Source organism: Pseudomonas sp. LBUM1673 (assembly GCF_059695645.1).
On the sequence record NZ_CP166780.1, the window covers coordinates 1,267,838 to 1,285,295 of the forward strand.

15 protein-coding genes are annotated in these 17,458 nt (G+C 58.4%); all 15 read left to right on the top strand.

Going from position 1 to position 17,458, the window contains the following annotated elements; all coding sequences use genetic code 11:
* Positions 1-65: 65 nt before the first annotated feature.
* The 15 genes from tsf (at position 66) to dnaE (ending at position 17,372) form a co-directional block, all read left to right on the top strand.
* A complete protein-coding gene (gene tsf, locus ACA044_RS05610) occupies positions 66-929 on the top strand; it encodes a translation elongation factor Ts (protein ID WP_063342635.1) in 864 nt (287 codons plus the stop codon).
* Positions 930-1,139: 210 nt separating this feature from the next.
* Positions 1,140-1,883 carry a UMP kinase gene (gene pyrH, locus ACA044_RS05615; protein ID WP_003172271.1) on the top strand — a complete coding sequence of 248 codons (744 nt, stop codon included), beginning with the start codon at positions 1,140-1,142 and terminating at the stop codon, positions 1,881-1,883.
* On the top strand, positions 1,880-2,437 hold the full coding sequence (gene frr, locus ACA044_RS05620) for a ribosome recycling factor (protein WP_497445495.1): 558 nt from the start codon (positions 1,880-1,882) through the stop codon (positions 2,435-2,437). Before pyrH ends, frr begins: the two co-directional genes overlap by 4 nt.
* A gap of 13 nt (positions 2,438-2,450) precedes the next feature.
* The gene (gene uppS, locus ACA044_RS05625) at positions 2,451-3,206 is read left to right on the top strand and encodes a polyprenyl diphosphate synthase (RefSeq protein ID WP_497445496.1); all 756 of its coding nucleotides are present in this window, start codon (positions 2,451-2,453) and stop codon (positions 3,204-3,206) included.
* Positions 3,206-4,012 (top strand): phosphatidate cytidylyltransferase, encoded by an 807-nt coding sequence (locus ACA044_RS05630; protein ID WP_497445497.1) that lies wholly within the window; start codon positions 3,206-3,208, stop codon positions 4,010-4,012. Before uppS ends, ACA044_RS05630 begins: the two co-directional genes overlap by 1 nt.
* Positions 4,009-5,199, top strand: a complete 1,191-nt coding sequence (ispC, locus tag ACA044_RS05635; RefSeq protein WP_497445498.1) for a 1-deoxy-D-xylulose-5-phosphate reductoisomerase — start codon at positions 4,009-4,011, stop codon at positions 5,197-5,199. The genes ACA044_RS05630 and ispC overlap by 4 nt, the downstream gene beginning before the upstream one ends.
* 52 nt (positions 5,200-5,251) lie before the next feature.
* Positions 5,252-6,604: a sigma E protease regulator RseP gene (rseP, locus tag ACA044_RS05640; protein WP_497445499.1), complete on the top strand. Its 1,353-nt coding sequence runs from the start codon at positions 5,252-5,254 to the stop codon at positions 6,602-6,604.
* 72 nt (positions 6,605-6,676) lie between these two features.
* The gene (gene bamA, locus ACA044_RS05645) at positions 6,677-9,067 is read left to right on the top strand and encodes an outer membrane protein assembly factor BamA (protein WP_497445500.1); all 2,391 of its coding nucleotides are present in this window, start codon (positions 6,677-6,679) and stop codon (positions 9,065-9,067) included.
* Positions 9,068-9,112: 45 nt separating this feature from the next.
* Positions 9,113-9,616, top strand: coding sequence for an OmpH/Skp family outer membrane protein (locus ACA044_RS05650; RefSeq protein WP_007907155.1), 504 nt, complete (start codon positions 9,113-9,115; stop codon positions 9,614-9,616).
* Between the two features lie 3 nt (positions 9,617-9,619).
* Positions 9,620-10,675 (top strand): UDP-3-O-(3-hydroxymyristoyl)glucosamine N-acyltransferase, encoded by a 1,056-nt coding sequence (gene lpxD / locus ACA044_RS05655; RefSeq protein WP_497445501.1) that lies wholly within the window; start codon positions 9,620-9,622, stop codon positions 10,673-10,675.
* Between the two features lie 108 nt (positions 10,676-10,783).
* Positions 10,784-11,224, top strand: a complete 441-nt coding sequence (gene fabZ, locus ACA044_RS05660) for a 3-hydroxyacyl-ACP dehydratase FabZ (RefSeq protein ID WP_007907157.1) — start codon at positions 10,784-10,786, stop codon at positions 11,222-11,224.
* Positions 11,221-11,997 carry an acyl-ACP--UDP-N-acetylglucosamine O-acyltransferase gene (lpxA, locus tag ACA044_RS05665; RefSeq protein WP_205887353.1) on the top strand — a complete coding sequence of 259 codons (777 nt, stop codon included), beginning with the start codon at positions 11,221-11,223 and terminating at the stop codon, positions 11,995-11,997. The genes fabZ and lpxA overlap by 4 nt, the downstream gene beginning before the upstream one ends.
* Before the next feature lie 2 nt (positions 11,998-11,999).
* Complete coding sequence (gene lpxB / locus ACA044_RS05670) at positions 12,000-13,127, top strand: lipid-A-disaccharide synthase (RefSeq protein WP_497445502.1); 1,128 nt, start codon at positions 12,000-12,002, stop codon at positions 13,125-13,127.
* Positions 13,127-13,768, top strand: coding sequence for a ribonuclease HII (gene rnhB / locus ACA044_RS05675; RefSeq protein WP_497445503.1), 642 nt, complete (start codon positions 13,127-13,129; stop codon positions 13,766-13,768). Before lpxB ends, rnhB begins: the two co-directional genes overlap by 1 nt.
* A gap of 82 nt (positions 13,769-13,850) precedes the next feature.
* Positions 13,851-17,372: a DNA polymerase III subunit alpha gene (gene dnaE / locus ACA044_RS05680; protein ID WP_497445504.1), complete on the top strand. Its 3,522-nt coding sequence runs from the start codon at positions 13,851-13,853 to the stop codon at positions 17,370-17,372.
* Positions 17,373-17,458: the final 86 nt, after the last annotated feature.

Sequence of the window (17,458 nt, forward strand, 5' to 3'; positions counted from 1 at the left end):
GGAAGAATTGATCGCCCGTTCGATCGGGTGGAATGGTTGAAAACCTATCCAAGAGGAATTTGAAAATGGCAGAGATTACTGCAGCGTTGGTCAAAGAACTGCGCGAGCGCACCGGCGAAGGCATGATGGATTGCAAAAAGGCCTTGACCAAGGCTGGCGGCGACATCGAAAAAGCCATTGATGACATGCGTGCTTCGGGCGCCATCAAGGCTGCCAAGAAAGCTGGCAACGTTGCCGCTGAAGGCGCTATCGCTCTTAAAGAAGACGGTAAGTCCGCCGTTCTGCTGGAAGTGAACTCGCAGACCGACTTCCTGGCCCTGCAAGACGACTTCAAGGCATTTGTTGCTTCCAGCGTAGAAAAAGCTTTCGCTGACAAGCTGACTGACGTCGCTCCGCTGATCGAAGCTCAAGAAGCCGATCGTCTGGTTCTGGTCGGCAAGGTTGGCGAAAACGTCAACATCCGTCGCCTGGCTCGCGTTGAAGGTGATGTTGTTGGTGGTTACCTGCACGGCAACAAGATCGGTGTCGCGGTTGTTCTCAAGGGCGGCAACGTTGAGCTGGCCAAAGACATCGCTATGCACGTAGCGGCCACCAACCCTGAATTCCTGCTGCCATCGGAAGTTTCCGCTGAAGCGGTCGAGCGCGAGAAAGGCGTGTTCCTGACCCTCAACGCTGACAAGATCGCTGGCAAGCCAGAAAACATCGTTGAAAACATGGTCAAAGGTCGTATCAGCAAGTTCCTGGCTGAAGCGAGCCTGGTTGAGCAGGCGTTCGTCAAGAACCCTGAAATCAAGGTCGGCGAACTGGCCAAGAAAGCCGGTGCTGAAATCGTTTCTTTCACCTACTTCAAAGTAGGCGAAGGCATCGAGAAGCCGGTCGACAACTTCGCTGAAGAAGTTGCTGCCCAGCTGGCTGCCGCCAAGCAATAAGACAGTTTTTTAACTGTCGCCCTGAAGAGGCTGCCCGCTTACGCGCGCAGCCTCTTTTCAGATGGGGCACCAATTTTTAATTGGTTTCCCTTTGGAACTGGCTTACAAAGCCATGTTCCGATGGCGCTGAAGCAGCGCCAAGCTAGAGTGAACGCCAGCTGTAAACAGCTCGCAAAGAATTTTTAAAATACGCCGCAGGAGAGATTCGCAATGGCTCAGCAGGGCAGTGGTTATCAGGCTCGCTATAAACGCATTCTACTCAAGCTTAGCGGCGAGGCCTTGATGGGCTCGGAAGAGTTCGGTATCGATCCGAAAGTTCTGGATCGCATGGCGCTGGAAGTTGGCCAACTGGTCGGCATCGGTGTCCAGGTCGGTCTGGTGATCGGTGGCGGCAACCTGTTCCGTGGCGCAGCGCTCAGCGCCGCCGGCATGGATCGGGTCACTGGCGACCACATGGGCATGCTGGCCACTGTGATGAACGCCCTGGCGATGCGCGATGCGCTGGAGCGTGCCAATATCTCGGCCATCGTGATGTCGGCCATTTCCATGGTTGGTGTGACCGATCACTATGATCGTCGCAAAGCCATGCGCCACCTGAACGCCAAGGAAGTCGTGATTTTTGCAGCTGGTACCGGTAATCCGTTTTTTACTACGGATTCGGCAGCTTGCCTGCGAGCCATTGAGATCGATGCTGATGTCGTACTCAAGGCAACCAAAGTCGATGGCGTCTACACCGCTGACCCGTTCAAAGACCCACATGCCGAGAAGTTCGATCATCTGACTTATGATGAAGTGCTGGATCGCAAGCTGGGTGTAATGGATCTGACGGCCATTTGTCTGTGCCGCGACCATAAAATGCCGCTGCGCGTATTTAACATGAACAAGCCCGGCGCCCTGCTGAACATCGTGCATGGCGGCGCTGAAGGGACCCTGATCGAGGAAGGCCAACAATGATCAACGAAATCAAGAAAGACGCTCAAGAGCGCATGAAAAAATCCGTCGAGTCGCTGGCGCATAACTTTAGCCGTATTCGTACGGGCCAGGCGCACCCAAGCATTCTTGAAGGCGTGATGGTGCCGTATTACGGTTCCGACACTCCGATCAAGCAAGTGGCGAACATCACCGTTAAAGATGCCCGTACCCTGCAAGTCGTAGCCTTTGAGCGCAACATGCTCGGTGCTGTCGACAAAGCCATCGGTAGTGCGGGTCTGAACCTCAACCCGACCAACCTCGGTGAGTTGCTGCTGATCTCCATGCCGGCCCTGACCGAAGAAACCCGTAAGGGCTTCACCAAGCAGGCTCGCGATGTCGCTGAAGATGCCCGTGTTGCGGTGCGCAACATTCGTCGTGATGCGAACAGCCAGCTCAAGGATCTGGTCAAGGAAAAAGAAATCAGCGAAGACGAAGAGCGTCGCGCCACTGGCGAAATTGATGATCTGACCAAAAAGTACGTGGCTGAAATCGACGCGAATTTGGCGCAGAAAGAAAAAGACCTGATGGCCGTATAAGGGTCACGTTTTAATGGATAAGACAAAGCAGACTGCGCCGTCCGCGGTGCCGCGCCATGTCGCGATCATCATGGATGGTAATAATCGCTGGGCGAAAAAACGCTTTATGCCGGGTGTCGCCGGGCATAAAGCGGGCGTGGATGCAGTGCGTGCAGTGATCGAGGTGTGTGCCGAGGCCAAGGTCGAAGTGCTGACCCTGTTCGCCTTCTCCAGCGAGAACTGGCAGCGTCCGGCCGATGAGGTCAGTGCCTTGATGGATCTGTTCTTCAAGGCATTACGTCGCGAGGCCAAGCGCCTGAATGACAACAACATCAGTTTGCGCATCATTGGCGACCGTTCGCGTTTTCATCCGGAGCTTCAGGCCGCCATGCGCGAAGCCGAGGCAATGACTGCCGGCGCCAACCGCTTCGTCCTGCAGATCGCCGCCAACTACGGCGGTCAGTGGGACATCGCACAAGCTGCGCAGCGTCTGGCGAGGGAGGTTCAGGCCGGGCACCTGCGTCCGGAAGACATCACCCCGGAACTGTTGCAAACCTGTCTTGCCACGGGTGATTTGCCGTTGCCGGACTTGTGCATCCGTACCGGTGGCGAGCATCGCATCAGTAACTTCCTGCTGTGGCAACTGGCTTACGCCGAGTTGTACTTCTCCGACCTGTTCTGGCCGGACTTCAAACACGACGCCATGCGCAATGCGCTGGCCGATTTCGCTTCTCGCCAGCGCCGCTTCGGTAAAACGAGCGAGCAGGTCGAGTCTGGAGCCCGGGTTTAATGCTTAAACAACGAATCATCACGGCACTGATTCTGCTGCCGATTGCCTTGTGCGGGTTTTTCCTGCTCGAAGGGGCCGGTTTTGCGCTGTTCATCGGGCTGGTGGTGACGCTCGGGGCGTGGGAATGGGCGCGCCTGGCAGGTTTCGCTGCCCAGTCGATCCGGGCTGCCTATGCGGCTGTGGTCGCGTTGATGCTGTTTGTCATGCATGTTCTGCCGGGGCTCGCGCCTTGGGTGTTGGGCGCCTCGGTGCTCTGGTGGGGCGTGGCCACGTACCTGGTGTTGACCTATCCACGATCCAGCGGGCACTGGGCCAGTGCGGCTTGCAAGCTGGTGATCGGTTTGTTGATTCTGTTGCCGGCCTGGCAGGGGCTGATCTGGATCAAGCAAGGCACCCTGGGTAACTGGCAGATCTTGGCGGTGATGGTGCTGGTCTGGGGTGCTGATATCGGTGCGTACTTCTCCGGCCGGGCCTTCGGCAAACGCAAGCTGGCGCCACAGGTCAGTCCTGGCAAGAGTTGGGAAGGTGTCTACGGCGGCTTGCTACTGAGTCTGGTGATCACGGCAATCGTCGGTTTTGTGCGGGACTGGAGTTTCGCCCAGATGCTGTTGGGTCTGTTCGGTGCCGCAGTCATTGTGTTCATTTCGGTCGTGGGCGACCTCACCGAAAGCATGTTCAAGCGCCAGTCGGGGATCAAGGACAGCAGTAATCTGCTGCCGGGTCATGGCGGTGTGCTGGATCGCATTGACAGCCTGACGGCGGCGATTCCTGTGTTCGCCGTGCTGCTGTGGATGGCGGCACCGTGAGCCGCCCGCAACAAATTACGGTACTGGGGGCGACCGGTTCGATTGGTCTGAGCACCCTCGACGTCATCGCCCGTCATCCAGAGCGTTATCAGGTTTTCGCCTTGAGCGGTTTCACTCGATTGAGTGAGTTACTGGCGCTGTGTGTGCGTCATACGCCACGGTTCGCCGTCGTGCCGGAGCCAGGCATTGCTCGAGGCTTGCAGGACGACTTGCGCGCGGCCGGTCTGTCGACCCGCGTTCTGGTGGGGGAGGCGGGCTTGTGTCAGGTCGCCTCCGACCCGGAAGTCGATGCGGTGATGGCAGCCATCGTGGGGGCGGCGGGCTTGCGTCCGACCCTGGCGGCGGTGGAGGCCGGCAAGAAGATACTTCTGGCCAATAAAGAAGCACTGGTGATGTCCGGTGCGTTGTTCATGCAGGCCGTGCGTAAAAGTGGTTCGGTGCTGCTGCCGATCGACAGCGAGCACAACGCGATTTTCCAGTGTATGCCACAGGATTTCGCCCGTGGGCTTGGCGCGGTCGGTGTACGTCGGATTTTACTGACAGCCTCTGGAGGCCCGTTCCGGCAGACGCCCGTGGCCGAGCTGGCGCATGTTTCCCCCGAGCAGGCGTGCGCCCACCCGAATTGGTCCATGGGACGCAAGATTTCGGTGGATTCGGCCAGCATGATGAACAAAGGGCTCGAGCTGATTGAAGCCTGCTGGTTGTTCGACGCTACGCCCTCTCAGATCGAAGTGGTCATTCACCCACAGAGCGTGATTCATTCGCTGGTCGATTACATCGATGGTTCGGTGCTGGCGCAGTTGGGTAATCCGGACATGCGCACGCCAATTGCCAATGCCCTGGCCTGGCCAGAGCGGATCGACTCGGGTGTTGCGCCGCTGGACCTGTTTTCCATCGCTCGCCTGGATTTCCAGGCGCCCGATGAAGAGCGCTTCCCTTGCCTGCGCCTTGCGCGTCAGGCCGCCGAGGCTGGTAACAGCGCGCCGGCCATGCTCAATGCTGCGAATGAGGTGGCTGTAGCGGCCTTTCTCGACGGACGGGTTCGCTACCTGGAAATCGCGAGTATTATCGAGGAAGTCTTGAACCTCGAGCCGGTGGTTGCAGTAGATGATCTCGAGGCAGTGTTTACGGCCGATGCGAAAGCACGGGTACTGGCCGGGCAATGGTTGAGTCGTCACGGGCGATAGGTGCTGCAATACATTGCCCCATGCAGCACTGATAGGATTGCGGAGAAAGTAGATGAGCGCGCTCTATATGATTGTCGGCACCCTGGTAGCGCTGGGCGTGCTGGTCACCTTCCACGAATTCGGCCATTTCTGGGTCGCGCGTCGCTGTGGGGTCAAAGTGCTGCGTTTCTCCGTGGGCTTCGGCATGCCGTTGCTGCGCTGGCACGACAGCAAAGGTACTGAATTCGTGGTCGCCGCCATTCCGCTGGGTGGCTACGTGAAGATGCTCGACGAGCGCGAGGGCGAAGTCCCGGCCGATCAGGTCGATCAATCCTTCAATCGCAAATCCGTCCGTCAGCGCATTGCCATCGTGGCGGCCGGCCCGATCGCCAACTTTCTATTGGCGATGGTGTTTTTCTGGGCATTGGCAATGCTGGGCAGCGAGCAGGTGCGGCCGGTTATCGGTGCGGTCGAGTCCGGTAGTATTGCCGCTAAGGCAGGTTTGAGCCCGGGCCAGGAAATTATGGCCATCGATGGCGAGCCGACCTCCGGCTGGGGCGCGGTGAACCTGCAGTTGGTCCGTCGTCTGGGTGAGAGCGGTTCCCTTCAATTGCTGGTCCGCGAACAGGGTTCCACGGTGGATTCTCCCCGTGAGCTGGTGCTGGACAAATGGCTCAAAGGCGCTGACGAACCGGATCCGATCCGCTCGCTGGGTATTCGTCCTTGGCGTCCGGCGTTGCCTCCGGTCCTGGCCGAATTCGATCCGAAAGGACCTGCGAAGGCTGCGGGGCTGAAGACCGGTGACCGCCTGTTGGCCCTTGATGGCAAGGCGCTGGATGACTGGCAGCAGGTGGTCGACATCGTCCGTATGCATCCGGATACCAAAATCATGCTGCGCGTCGAGCGCGATGGTGCTCAAATCGACGTCCCTGTGACGCTGGCTGCTCGCGGCGAGAGCAAGGCACCCAGTGGTTATCTGGGCGCCGGGGTGAAAGCGATCGATTGGCCGCCAGAGATGATTCGCGAAGTCAGTTACGGTCCAGTGGCTGCGATTGGGGAGGGCGCCCGACGCACCTGGACCATGAGCGTACTGACCCTCGATTCGCTCAAGAAAATGTTGTTCGGCGAGCTCTCGGTAAAAAACTTGAGTGGACCGATAACCATTGCTAAAGTGGCGGGCGCTTCTGCCCAGTCGGGCGTCGCTGATTTCCTGAATTTCCTTGCTTATCTGAGTATTAGCCTGGGGGTTCTGAATTTGTTGCCCATTCCTGTACTGGATGGGGGACATTTGTTGTTTTATCTGATCGAGTGGGCGCGTGGTCGTCCCTTGTCGGATCGGGTGCAAGGTTGGGGGATACAGATCGGTATCAGTTTGGTGGTCGGGGTAATGTTGCTTGCTCTGGTCAATGATCTGGGTCGACTGTAACGCTTCGCTGAATTGCGAATCTGCCGCATTTTGCGGCAGTTTTTATTGCCAGTTGGAATAAGAAAGGACTTCATGAAACGTCTGCTGCTAACTGCGGTTCTCACCGTATTGATGATCGCCGAAGTTCACGCCGAGTCCTTCACCATCTCTGATATTCGCGTCAACGGCCTCCAGCGGGTCTCCGCGGGTAGCGTCTTTGGTGCCTTGCCGTTGAACGTCGGCGAACAGGCGGATGATCGTCGCCTGGTGGAATCCACTCGTGCGCTGTTCAAAACCGGGTTCTTTCAAGATATCCAGCTGGGTCGCGATGGCAACGTCCTGGTCATCACTGTAGTCGAGCGCCCATCGGTCGCCAGTATCGAGATCGAAGGCAACAAGGCGATCTCCACTGAAGACCTGATGAAGGGCCTCAAACAATCCGGTCTGGCTGAAGGCGAGATCTTCCAGCGTGCCACCCTCGAAGGTGTGCGTAACGAGCTGCAACGTCAGTACGTCGCTCAGGGCCGCTATTCGGCTACCGTCGACACCGAAGTGGTGCCGCAGCCGCGTAACCGCGTTGGCCTGAAGGTCAATATCAACGAAGGCACCGTGGCAGCTATCCAGCACATCAATGTGGTGGGTAACACTGTCTTCCCTGATGAAGACCTGATCGACCTGTTCGAACTCAAGACCAGCAACTGGTTGTCGTTCTTCAAGAACGATGACAAGTACGCCCGTGAAAAACTCTCCGGTGACCTGGAGCGTCTGCGTTCCTACTATCTGGATCGCGGCTATATCAATATGGATATCGCTTCGACCCAGGTGTCCATCACTCCGGACAAGAAACACGTCTATATCACCGTCAACGTCAACGAAGGCGAGAAGTACACCGTTCGTGACGTCAAGCTCAGCGGCGACCTGAAAGTTCCTGAAGATCAGGTCAAGTCACTGCTGCTGGTTCAGAAAGGCCAGGTGTTCTCGCGCAAGCTGATGACCACCACGTCGGAACTGATCACCCGTCGTCTGGGTAACGAGGGTTACACCTTCGCCAACGTCAACGGCGTGCCTCAGCCTCACGATGACGACCACACCGTCGACATCACGTTCGCTGTCGATCCGGGCAAGCGGGCTTATGTCAACCGCATCAACTTCCGTGGCAACACCAAGTCCGAAGACGAAGTGCTGCGCCGTGAAATGCGTCAGATGGAAGGTGGCTGGGCTTCGACCTACCTGATCGACCAGTCCAAGACGCGTCTGGAACGGTTGGGCTTCTTCAAGGAAGTCAACGTTGAAACGCCGGCCGTACCCGGTGTCGATGACCAGGTTGACGTGAACTACAGCGTTGAAGAGCAGGCGTCCGGTTCGATTACCGCCAGCGTCGGTTTCGCCCAGAGCGCCGGCCTGATCCTCGGGGGTTCGATCACTCAGAACAACTTCCTGGGTACTGGTAACAAGGTCAGCATCGGTTTGACCCGCAGTGAATACCAGAGCCGTTATAACTTCGGTTATGTCGACCCCTACTGGACTGCTGACGGTGTGAGCCTGGGTTACAACGCTTTCTACCGCACCACCGACTACGACGAGCTCGATGCCGACGTGGCCAGCTATGCCGTAGACAGCCTGGGGGCGGGCGTGAGCGTCGGTTACCCGATTAGCGAGACTTCGCGTCTGACCTTCGGTCTGACCGCGCAACAGGACAAGATCAAGACCGGTCAGTACACCGTTGACGAAATTTTCGACTTCGTTAATCGTGAGGGCGACAGCTACCTGAACTTCAAGGCTTCGGCCGGTTGGTCCGAGTCCACCCTGAACAAAGGCGTGCTGGCGACCCGTGGCCATTCCCAGAGCCTGACCCTGGAAACCACGACGCCTGGCAGCGACTTGTCGTTCTTCAAGCTCGATTACCGTGGCCAGTTGTTCCAGCCATTGACCGAAAACTACACCATGCGTCTGCACACCGAGCTGGGCTATGGCGATGGTTACGGTTCGACCGATGGCTTGCCGTTCTATGAGAACTACTATGCTGGTGGTTTCAACTCGGTTCGTGGCTTCAAGGACAGCACCCTTGGTCCTCGCAGTACCCCTAGCCGCGGCGTGGATGTGACAGGCAACACCGGCACACTTGCCGACCCGGATCAGGATCCGCTGCCGTTCGGTGGTAACGTGCTGATCCAAGGTGGTGTCGAGGTTCTGTTCCCGCTGCCATTCGTCAAAGATCAGCGTTCTCTGCGTACTTCGGTATTCTGGGATGTGGGTAACGTATTCGATTCCAAGTGCGAAAAAACGACAAACGCAAATGTTGGTTCAACCTCTCAAACAGCGTGCAACGACATCAGCTTGAGCAACATGGCCAGTTCTGTCGGTGTAGGTGTGACGTGGGTCACCGCACTGGGGCCTCTGAGTTTCGCGTTGGCGATGCCGATCAAGAAACCGGATGAGGCTGAAACCCAAGTGTTCCAATTCTCCCTCGGCCAGACGTTCTAAGCGTCTGACCCAAGATAACGACAATGGATTTTGTAGGAGTGCATCGTGCGTAAGTTGACTCAATTGGTTCTCCTGGCGACCGTACTGGTCGCAGGACCGGCTTTTGCCGACATGAAAATCGCCGTTCTGAACTATCAGATGGCACTGCTGGAATCCGACGCGGCAAAAAAATACGCCGTGGATGCCGAGAAAAAGTTCGGCCCGCAACTGACCAAGCTCAAAAGCCTGGAAAGCAGCGCCAAGGGTATCCAGGACCGCCTGATGGCTGGTGGCGACAAAATGCAGCAAGGCGAGCGTGAACGTCTGGAACTCGAGTTCAAGCAAAAGGCCCGTGATTTCCAGTTCCAGTCCAAGGAACTGAACGAAGCCAAGGCCGTTGCTGACCGTGAAATGCTGAAGCAGCTCAAGCCGAAACTGGACAGCGCTGTGGAGGAAGTCATCAAGAAAGGTGCTTTTGACCTGGTCTTCGAGCGTGGCGCAGTGATTGATGTCAAGCCTCAGTACGACATCACTCGCCAGGTTATCGAGCGCATGAATCAGCTGAAGTAACCCATGACAGCGACTATAAAGCTCGGCCAGTTGGCCGAGTTCCTCGGCGCCACCTTACGTGGTGACCCGAAGAAAGAAATTACTGGGCTAGCCACTTTGCAAGAGGCTGGCCCAGCTCAGTTGAGCTTTCTGGCAAATCCTCAATACCGTAAGTACCTGGCTGACAGTCAGGCCGCAGCTGTATTGCTGAAGGCCGCTGACGCTGAAGGTTTTTCCGGTAGTGCGCTGGTGGTGCCCGATCCGTATCTGGCCTACGCGCGCATTTCCCACCTGTTCGATCCCAAGCCCAAGGCGTCTGCCGGTATTCATCCGACAGCGGTGGTGGCAGCGGATGCAGTGGTCGATCCGGCGGCGAGCATCGGTGCCTTTGCGGTCATCGAAAGTGCTGCGCGTATTGGGGCCGGTGTAACCGTTGGGGCTCATTGCTTCATCGGTGCGCGCAGCGAAATCGGCGAGGATGGCTGGTTGGCCCCGCGCGTCACGCTGTATCACGATGTGCGCATCGGCAAACGGGTGGTGATTCAATCCGGTGCCGTGCTCGGTGGTGAAGGCTTCGGTTTTGCCAACGAGAAAGGTGTCTGGCAGAAGATCGCCCAGATCGGCGGCGTCTCGATCGGGGACGACGTGGAAATAGGCGTAAATACCGCTATCGATCGCGGTGCGCTGGCCGATACCGTCATTGGTAATGGTGTGAAGCTCGACAACCAGATTCAGATTGCCCACAACGTTCAGGTCGGTGACCACACTGCCATGGCCGCGTGTGTGGGAATCTCCGGCAGCACCAAAATCGGCAAGCATTGCATGCTCGCTGGTGGCGTGGGGCTGGTGGGGCATATCGACATTTGCGACAACGTTTTCCTGACCGGGATGACTATGGTGACCCACTCGATTAACGAGCCAGGTTCCTATTCTTCCGGTACGGCGATGCAACCGGCAGCCGAATGGCGCAAAAGCGCGGCACGTATCCGTCAGCTCGATGATATCGCGCGACGTCTGCGACAGCTGGAAAAGCGTGTAGGGGACGTGACCCCTGACGGTAATGCTTCATCAGATGGCTGATACCATTTCCATATCAAGTGTGCACAGCCGCTAGACTGCCTCCTTGATTTGCTAGAGGAGTGCGCGTCAGTCGCGCGCTCCCAATCTTTACATAGGCTTCCCCCCGAAATGATGGACATCAACGAGATTCGCGAATACCTGCCTCACCGTTACCCGTTCCTGCTGGTGGACCGGGTCGTGGATCTGGATGTGGAAGGCAAGCGCATTCGCGCCTACAAGAATGTCAGCATCAACGAGCCGTTCTTCAATGGTCACTTCCCTGCGCATCCAATCATGCCGGGCGTACTGATCATCGAAGCGATGGCTCAGGCTGCCGGGATCCTTGGTTTCAAAATGCTGGACGTGAAACCGGCCGATGGCACCCTTTACTACTTCGTCGGTTCCGACAAGCTGCGCTTCCGCCAGCCTGTATTGCCGGGCGATCAACTGATCCTTGAAGCCAAGTTCCTGAGCTGCAAGCGTCAGATCTGGAAGTTCGAATGCCAGGCTTCGGTCGATGGCAAGCCAGTCTGCTCTGCTGAAATCATCTGCGCGGAACGCAAACTATGAGTTTGATTGACCCTCGCGCAATCATCGATCCGACGGCCGTTCTGGCCGACGACGTCGAAGTCGGCCCTTGGTCGATCATCGGCGCAGGTGTGGAAATCGGCGAGGGGACAGTGATCGGGCCGCATGTGATTCTCAAGGGCCCGACCCGAATCGGTAAGCACAACCGCATCTACCAGTTTTCTTCGGTAGGCGAGGACACGCCCGATCTGAAATACAAGGGCGAAGAAACCCGTCTGGTCATCGGTGACCACAACGTCATACGCGAAGGCGTGACGATTCACCGCGGAACCATTCAGGACCGTTCGGAAACGACCCTGGGCGATCACAACCTGATCATGGCCTATGCCCACATCGGCCATGACAGCGTCATCGGCAACCACTGCATTCTGGTCAACAACACCGCGTTGGCGGGCCATGTGCATGTCGAGGACTGGGCGATCCTGTCCGGTTTTACCCTGGTCCATCAGTATTGCCACATCGGTGCCCACAGTTTTTCCGGCATGGGCACTGCCATAGGCAAGGACGTTCCAGCCTATGTCACGGTATTCGGCAACCCGGCCGAAGCCCGTAGCATGAACTTCGAAGGCATGCGCCGTCGCGGTTTCAGCGAAGATGCGATCCACGCCCTGCGTCGTGCCTACAAGGTGGTTTACCGCCAGGGCCTGACCGTCGAACAGGCGCTCGCCGAGCTGGCCGAACCCTCGCTTCAGTTCCCGGAAGTCGCGGTGTTCCGTGATTCCATCCAGTCTTCGACCCGCGGTATCACCCGCTAATCATGGCCAATCTGCGTATTGCGCTGGTGGCGGGAGAGGCTTCCGGTGACATTCTGGGTGCAGGCCTTATGCGCGCGCTCAAGGCTCAGCATCCGGCGGTCGAGTTCATCGGTGTCGGCGGTCCGCTGATGCAGGCCGAAGGTCTGAGCTCGTATTTCCCGATGGAACGCCTTTCTGTCATGGGGCTGGTGGAAGTGCTGGGCCGTTTGCGCGAGCTGTTGGCACGTCGCAAGAAACTGGTCGCGGACCTGATCGCCGAGAAGCCGGACGTGTTCATCGGTATCGATGCCCCGGACTTCAACCTCAATATCGAACTCAAGCTGCGTCAGGCCGGGATCAAGACCGTGCATTACGTCAGCCCGTCGGTCTGGGCCTGGCGGCAGAAGCGGGTGCTGAAGATTCGCGAAGGTTGCGACCTGATGCTGACGCTGTTCCCGTTCGAAGCTAAATTTTATGAAGAAAAGGGTGTGCCGGTGCGGTTTGTCGGGCATTCCCTGGCCGATGCGATCCCGCTTGAGGCCGATCGTGCCGCCGCGCGGGCCGAGCTCGGTTTGCCGGACGGGCCGCTGGTTGCCCTGATGCCGGGCAGCCGGGGTGGAGAGGTCGGGCGCCTCGGCGCGTTGTTCCTCGACACCGCCCAGCGCTTGCGGGCCATGCGTCCCGGCGTACGGTTCGTCATGCCATGCGCGAGCCCGGAGCGCCGGGCCCAGCTGGAAGAACTGCTGGCCGGTCGCGATCTGCCGCTGACCTTGCTCGACGGCAAATCCCATCTGGCCCTGGCTGCTTGCGACGCGGTGTTGATCGCTTCGGGAACGGCTACGCTGGAAGCATTGTTGTACAAGCGGCCGATGGTGGTCGCTTATCGCCTGGCACCGCTGACGTTCTGGATTCTCAAACGGATGGTGAAAAGTCCCTACGTCTCCTTGCCGAATCTGCTGGCCCAGCGCCTGCTCGTGCCGGAGTTGTTGCAGGACGATGCGACGGTCGAAGCCTTGGCCCAGACCCTGTCGCCACTGATCGACGGTGGCCAGGAGCAGACCCGAGGCTTTGACGAAATCCACCGAACCCTGCGCCTGGACGCCTCCAATCAGGCAGCGGACGCGGTACTGAACCTGATTGGCAGAGCATAATGAGCAAAGCGAGTAAGCAGCTGGGCCTGGATTTTATGCTGGTCGATGAAGTTGAAGATTTGGTGGCAGGTGTCGATGAAGTCGGTCGCGGCCCGCTGTGTGGCGCCGTGGTGACGGCGGCGGTGATCCTCGATCCGAGCCGGCCGATTCTCGGCCTCAACGATTCGAAGAAGCTCACCGAAGCCCGCCGCGAAAAGCTTTACGACGAAATCTGTGAAAAGGCCCTGAGCTGGTGCATCGCGCGTGCCGAAGTCGAAGAAATCGACGAGCTGAACATCCTTCACGCCACCATGCTGGCCATGCAGCGCGCGGTCGAGGGGCTGCACATCCAGCCGAAACTGGCGATGATCGACGGCAACCGCTGCCCGAAACTCTCGATGCGCGCCGAAGCGGTGATCCAAGGCGATGGCAAAGTACCGGCCATCGCAGCAGCGTCGATTCTGGCCAAGGTCAGCCGTGATCGCGAAATGGCGGCGTTCGAATTGATTTACCCGGGCTACGGCATCGGGGGCCATAAAGGCTACCCGACGCCCGTTCATCTGGAAGCGCTGGTACGGCTGGGGCCGACGCCGATTCATCGGCGCTCGTTCGCCCCGGTTCGCCTGGCGTATGAAGCGCGGGAAAACCTGATCGAGAGTTAGTCGCAGGCTGATGTTTTACTCAAGGCCCGGTACAATCCGGGCCTTGTTGTCTTCACGTTTCTAGTTTCTAGACAGGATCACTATGCCGGCTTCATTCGTTCATCTACGCCTGCACACTGAATATTCCCTGGTCGACGGTCTGGTGCGGATCAAACCGCTGGTCAAGACTCTGGTCGGCATGAACATGCCTGCCGTGGCGGTCACCGACCAGAACAACATGTGTTCTCTGGTCAAATTCTATAAAGCTGCCATGGGCGCGGGCATCAAGCCGATCTGCGGCGCCGACCTGTGGCTGTCGAACAAGGATCCGGACAACCCCTTGAGCCGGATCAGCCTGCTGGCGATGAACGCCGTGGGTTATCGCAACCTCACCGAACTGATCTCCCGCGGCTTCATCGACGGCCAGCGCAATGGCTCGGTCATCATCGAGCGCGAGTGGGTGGCCGAAGCCAGCGAAGGCTTGATCATGCTGTCGGCGGCGAAAGAGGGCGAAATCGGTCTGGCCATGCTCAGCGGCAACCCTGGCGAAGCCGAAACCCTGGCTCGCGAATGGATGGCGGTGTTCCCGGATCGTTTCTATCTGGAAGTCCAGCGCACCAGCCGCCCCAATGACGAAGAGCAACTGCACGGCGCCGTGGCCCTGGCGGCGAAAATCGGCGCGCCGCTGGTGGCGACCAACGACGTACGCTTCATCAAGCGGGAAGACTTCGAAGCCCACGAAACCCGCGTTTGCATCGGTGAGGGCCGCGCCCTCGACGATCCGCGGCGTTCGAAGAATTACAGCGATCAGCAATACCTCAAAAGCGCCGAGGAAATGGCCGAGCTGTTCAGCGACCTGCCCGAGGCGCTGGAAAACACCGTCGAGATCGCCAAGCGCTGCAATATCGACGTGAAATTGGGCAAGCACTTCCTGCCCAACTTCCCGATTCCCGATGGCATGACCATTGACGAGTACTTTCGCAAGGTTTCCTTCGACGGTCTGGAAGAGCGCCTCACCGTTCTGCTGCCCAAGGACACCACCGAAGACTACGAAGCCAAGCGCCAAGTCTACGTCGACCGGTTGAATTTCGAGCTGGATATCATCATCCAGATGGGCTTCCCCGGTTACTTCCTGATCGTGATGGACTTTATCCAGTGGGCCAAGAGTAACGGCGTACCGGTCGGTCCGGGTCGTGGGTCGGGTGCCGGGTCGCTGGTAGCCTATGTGCAGAAGATCACCGACCTCGACCCGTTGGAATATGACCTGCTGTTCGAACGTTTCCTTAATCCGGAACGGGTTTCCATGCCCGACTTCGACGTCGACTTCTGCATGGACGGCCGCGACCGGGTCATCGATTACGTGGCCGAGAAGTACGGCCGTAACGCGGTTAGCCAGATCATCACCTTCGGTTCCATGGCGGCGAAAGCGGTAGTCCGTGACGTGGCGCGGGTGCAGGGCAAGTCCTACGGCCTGGCGGATCGTCTGTCGAAGATGATTCCGTTCGAAGTCGGCATGACCCTGGAAAAGGCCTACGAGCAGGAAGAAATCCTGCGCGACTTCATCAAGGTCGATGAAGAGGCGGCGGAAATCTGGGAAATGGCCCGCAAGCTTGAGGGCGTTGTACGTAACGTCGGCAAGCACGCCGGTGGTGTGGTGATTGCGCCGACCAAGCTGACCGACTTCTCGCCGATCTATTGCGACGAAGCGGGCGATGGTCTGGTAACCCAGTTCGACAAGGACGACGTCGAGGCGGCCGGTCTGGTGAAGTTCGACTTCCTGGGACTTCGGACCCTGACGATCATCGACTGGGCGCTGAAAACCATCAACCGCGACCGCGCCAAGGTCAACGAGCCGCCGCTGGATATCGCTTTTATCCCGCTGGACGACAAACCGACTTACACGCTGCTGCAAAAAGCCGAAACCACCGCGGTGTTCCAGCTCGAGTCGCGCGGCATGAAAGAGCTGATCAAAAAGCTCAAGCCCGACTGTCTGGAAGACTTGATCGCACTGGTGGCCCTGTTCCGTCCGGGCCCGCTGCAATCGGGCATGGTGGACGACTTCATCAACCGTAAGCACGGTCGCGCCGAACTCGCGTACCCGCACTCGGATTACCAATACGAGGGCCTCAAGCCCGTCCTGGCACCGACTTACGGCATCATCCTGTATCAGGAACAGGTGATGCAGATTGCCCAGGTCATGGCCGGTTACACCCTCGGCGGCGCGGACATGCTGCGTCGAGCCATGGGTAAGAAAAAACCCGAAGAAATGGCCAAGCAGCGCGGCGGTTTCATTGAGGGTTGCGCCACCAACAATATCGACGCCGACCTGGCCGGTAACATCTTCGACCTGGTAGAAAAATTCGCCGGTTACGGCTTCAACAAATCCCACTCCGCCGCATATGGCCTGGTGTCGTACCAGACCGCCTGGCTGAAAGCCCACTACCCGGCGCCGTTCATGGCCGCGGTACTGTCGGCGGATATGCACAACACCGACAAGGTCGTGACCTTGATCGAAGAAGTGCGGACCATGAAGCTGCGCCTCGACGCACCGGACGTGAACACCTCGGAGTTCAAGTTCACGGTGAACGACGAAGGCCGGATTATTTACGGGCTGGGCGCGATCAAGGGGGTTGGCGAAGGGCCGGTCGAGGCGATAACCGAGGCGCGTCAGGAGGGGCCGTTCTCGGATCTGTTCGACTTCTGCGCCCGTGTCGATCTCAAGCGTATCAACAAGCGTACCCTGGACGGCTTGATCCGCAGCGGCGCACTGGATCGTCTTGGCCCTTACTTCCATGACGAGCCGAAAGCCTATCAGGCCAACATCGACCGCAATCGCGCGGTCTTGTTGACGGCCATGGAAGAAGCGATCAAGGCTGCCGAACAAACCGCTCGTACCCACGACAGCGGTCATGCCGATCTGTTTGGCGGCCTGTTCGTTGAAGAAGACGCCGATGTCTATGCCAATCACCGCAAGGCCAAGGAACTGACCCTCAAGGAACGCCTGAAAGGGGAGAAAGACACCCTGGGCCTGTACCTGACCGGTCACCCGATCGATGAATACGAAGGCGAGATCCGTCGCTTCGCCCGTCAGCGCATCATCGACCTGAAGCCGGCTCGCGATACCCAGACGGTCGCGGGCATGATCATCGCACTGCGAGTGATGAAAAACAAAAAGGGCGACAAGATGGGGTTCATCACCCTCGACGACCGCTCCGGGCGGATCGAAGCCTCGTTGTTTGCCGACGCCTTCCATTCCGCGCAGTCGCTGTTGCAGACCGACGCGATGGTGGTGGTCGAGGGCGAAGTCAGCAACGACGACTTCTCCGGCGGCCTGCGGCTGCGGGTCAAGCGGGTGATGAGCATGGAAGATGCGCGCACCAGCCTGGCCGAAAGCCTGCGCCTGAAGTTGCACACCAAGGATTTGAAAGGCGATCAGCTACGCTGGCTGGGTGAGCTGTTCAAGCGCCACCGCGGCGCATGCCCGATCACCATGGAGTACACCAGTCCCGATGCGAAGGCCTTGTTGCAGTTCGGCGAGACCTGGCGGATCGATCCGGCGGATGCCTTGATTCAAGCCCTGCGTGACCAGTTCGGGCGAGACAACGTCTTCCTCCAATACCGTTGACGGTCAGGTGCCATTCTTTACCATTAGAGCGCGCCTGATCCCGACCCAAATTTTTAATCTCGACCTGAACGCGCCTGTCCCTTAAG

What these genes read in the sequence shown, in the direction of transcription:
- tsf (WP_063342635.1), top strand. Translation starts at nt 66, where the DNA reads ATGGCAGAGATTACTGCAGCGTTGGTCAAAGAACTGCGCGAGCGCACC.
- pyrH (WP_003172271.1), top strand. Translation starts at nt 1,140, where the DNA reads ATGGCTCAGCAGGGCAGTGGTTATCAGGCTCGCTATAAACGCATTCTA.
- frr (WP_497445495.1), top strand. Translation starts at nt 1,880, where the DNA reads ATGATCAACGAAATCAAGAAAGACGCTCAAGAGCGCATGAAAAAATCC.
- uppS (WP_497445496.1), top strand. Translation starts at nt 2,451, where the DNA reads ATGGATAAGACAAAGCAGACTGCGCCGTCCGCGGTGCCGCGCCATGTC.
- ACA044_RS05630 (WP_497445497.1), top strand. Translation starts at nt 3,206, where the DNA reads ATGCTTAAACAACGAATCATCACGGCACTGATTCTGCTGCCGATTGCC.
- rseP (WP_497445499.1), top strand. Translation starts at nt 5,252, where the DNA reads ATGAGCGCGCTCTATATGATTGTCGGCACCCTGGTAGCGCTGGGCGTG.
- bamA (WP_497445500.1), top strand. Translation starts at nt 6,677, where the DNA reads ATGAAACGTCTGCTGCTAACTGCGGTTCTCACCGTATTGATGATCGCC.
- lpxD (WP_497445501.1), top strand. Translation starts at nt 9,620, where the DNA reads ATGACAGCGACTATAAAGCTCGGCCAGTTGGCCGAGTTCCTCGGCGCC.
- fabZ (WP_007907157.1), top strand. Translation starts at nt 10,784, where the DNA reads ATGATGGACATCAACGAGATTCGCGAATACCTGCCTCACCGTTACCCG.
- lpxA (WP_205887353.1), top strand. Translation starts at nt 11,221, where the DNA reads ATGAGTTTGATTGACCCTCGCGCAATCATCGATCCGACGGCCGTTCTG.
- lpxB (WP_497445502.1), top strand. Translation starts at nt 12,000, where the DNA reads ATGGCCAATCTGCGTATTGCGCTGGTGGCGGGAGAGGCTTCCGGTGAC.
- rnhB (WP_497445503.1), top strand. Translation starts at nt 13,127, where the DNA reads ATGAGCAAAGCGAGTAAGCAGCTGGGCCTGGATTTTATGCTGGTCGAT.
- dnaE (WP_497445504.1), top strand. Translation starts at nt 13,851, where the DNA reads ATGCCGGCTTCATTCGTTCATCTACGCCTGCACACTGAATATTCCCTG.